Origin of the sequence: Bacteroides sp. RTP31139st1_H2_RTP31139_211217 (genome assembly GCF_040227615.1) — a bacterium.
Classification (GTDB): domain Bacteria; phylum Bacteroidota; class Bacteroidia; order Bacteroidales; family Bacteroidaceae; genus Bacteroides; species Bacteroides uniformis.
On sequence record NZ_JBCNZM010000332.1, the window covers coordinates 1 to 1559 of the forward strand.

At 45.8% G+C, this 1559-nt stretch carries 3 protein-coding genes; all 3 read right to left on the bottom strand.

Annotation, left to right across the window (positions count from 1 at the left end):
- Positions 1-716: IS66 family transposase (locus ABUA47_RS24670; RefSeq protein ID WP_172721270.1), on the bottom strand; the 716-nt coding region annotated here is incomplete at its 3' end.
- 87 nt (positions 717-803) lie between these two features.
- Positions 804-1172, bottom strand: coding sequence for an IS66 family insertion sequence element accessory protein TnpB (tnpB, locus tag ABUA47_RS24675; RefSeq protein WP_071149928.1), 369 nt, complete (start codon positions 1170-1172; stop codon positions 804-806).
- A complete protein-coding gene (tnpA, locus tag ABUA47_RS24680; protein WP_336313671.1) occupies positions 1165-1488 on the bottom strand; it encodes an IS66 family insertion sequence element accessory protein TnpA in 324 nt (107 codons plus the stop codon). Before tnpA ends, tnpB begins: the two co-directional genes overlap by 8 nt.
- Positions 1489-1559 lie beyond the last annotated feature (71 nt).

Here is a 1559-nt window from a genome sequence, read left to right on the forward strand (position 1 = left end):
ACGGTTTTCTTGAACCAGCCGTCCAGTGTACTTTCGGTAAGGCCTTTCATTCCAAGATGGCGGTATTGCTGTATCTGACGGTAGAACGGGACATGATATTCATACTTCTGAAGCAATATTTCGGCAAGCAGGCTGGTGTCAGCGATGCACTTGTCGACCGGCATCAGCGGCATGGGAGCTATCTCTACGCCTTTCTGTCCGGCCGGAGGAAGCAGGGTACTGTCCTTGAGAGCATATTTGGGACGGATGATCACCTTGACGTAAAGCATTCCCGGCTTGTGTTTGACGACTTTTGTTATCTCTTCGCCTATTCTACGGTATAAAGACAAGTCTACGCCTTCCGGTTCTATTGTATCGGTCTCCAATACGGGCAAGTCCTCTATCATTTTGCGGTTCTGGCGATTTCGTTTTACGTCTTCCACCGATTCCTTCTCAATCTTTTCCACAGCCTCGTCCCGCTTTTCTTCCGCCTGCTGCCGGAGTCCGGAAAACTCGTCGGCAAAGAGATCTGGCATATTAGGATCATATACGCGAAGTTTCTCCGATTTACGACCAAAGAGCTGACGGTTCAGCCATGCGACCTGAGCCGTCAACTCCTTGATACGTTCCTGCAGATTTTTTATCTGTTCGGATTGATTCTTATTAGTAGTAGACAATGAAGCTATAGAGGCATTCAGCCCTTCTATCGTCTTGAGTAAAATTTCTTTTTCTTCCATTGTCTATACTTCTTTTAATGATGTAAATATACTAACTAACAGTGAATTATGCAACAATATCCAAAGTTTACTCACATAAAAAACATGTTATACATGGTATTCCTTACGTTCGGCTCTTAACCGCCGGAGCCTCTGCTCCGGGTTTTCCTGTATTCCTTCAACCATCATCACCAGATCGCGCCACTCCATGGGATAGCTGTTTGATTTGGGATCATACTCCGGCAACTTGAAGCGACCGGCCTCCAGACGTTTTACATACATTACCATACCTCCGTCTTCGGCATGAAGGAGTTTCATTAGCCTGCGGCTGGAACCGATGAAGATGAAGACATCACCGTTCCTCACTTCACTGTTCATTTTCTCATGTACCACTCCGCATAGCGAACTGATACCCTTGCGCATATCTGTCCTGCCAGGACACAGGAAGTAGCGCATCGTGTCGTTCAGGTTAAACATGACCGTCTCGAAGACTTTGGGTAAATATTTCCTTCAGCAAATCTTCAGAACCGCTCCCGAAGTGGGCACGAAGTCCATTGGGAAACAGCAGCGCAACACCATGCGGCAATTGTCCTTCTTGGGAAGACTCCGTAAATGCCTGTTTAAAACTGATAGGAGCCAACTCGTGTTTGATACTGCTCCTGTCAACGGAACATTTTCTACGCCAGTAGTGATAGGTTGAATAACTTACACCTATCTGTTGAAGGTACGACTTCAACGGCAGGTCGCTTTGTTGAACCTGCAATGCTAATTCTTCAAATTCTTGTCTGTTCATAATAATTGAGGTTTGATTGTATTCACTGCCGCAAAGCTACAACCAAACCTCAAAGTGTAAAAGGTGCATTT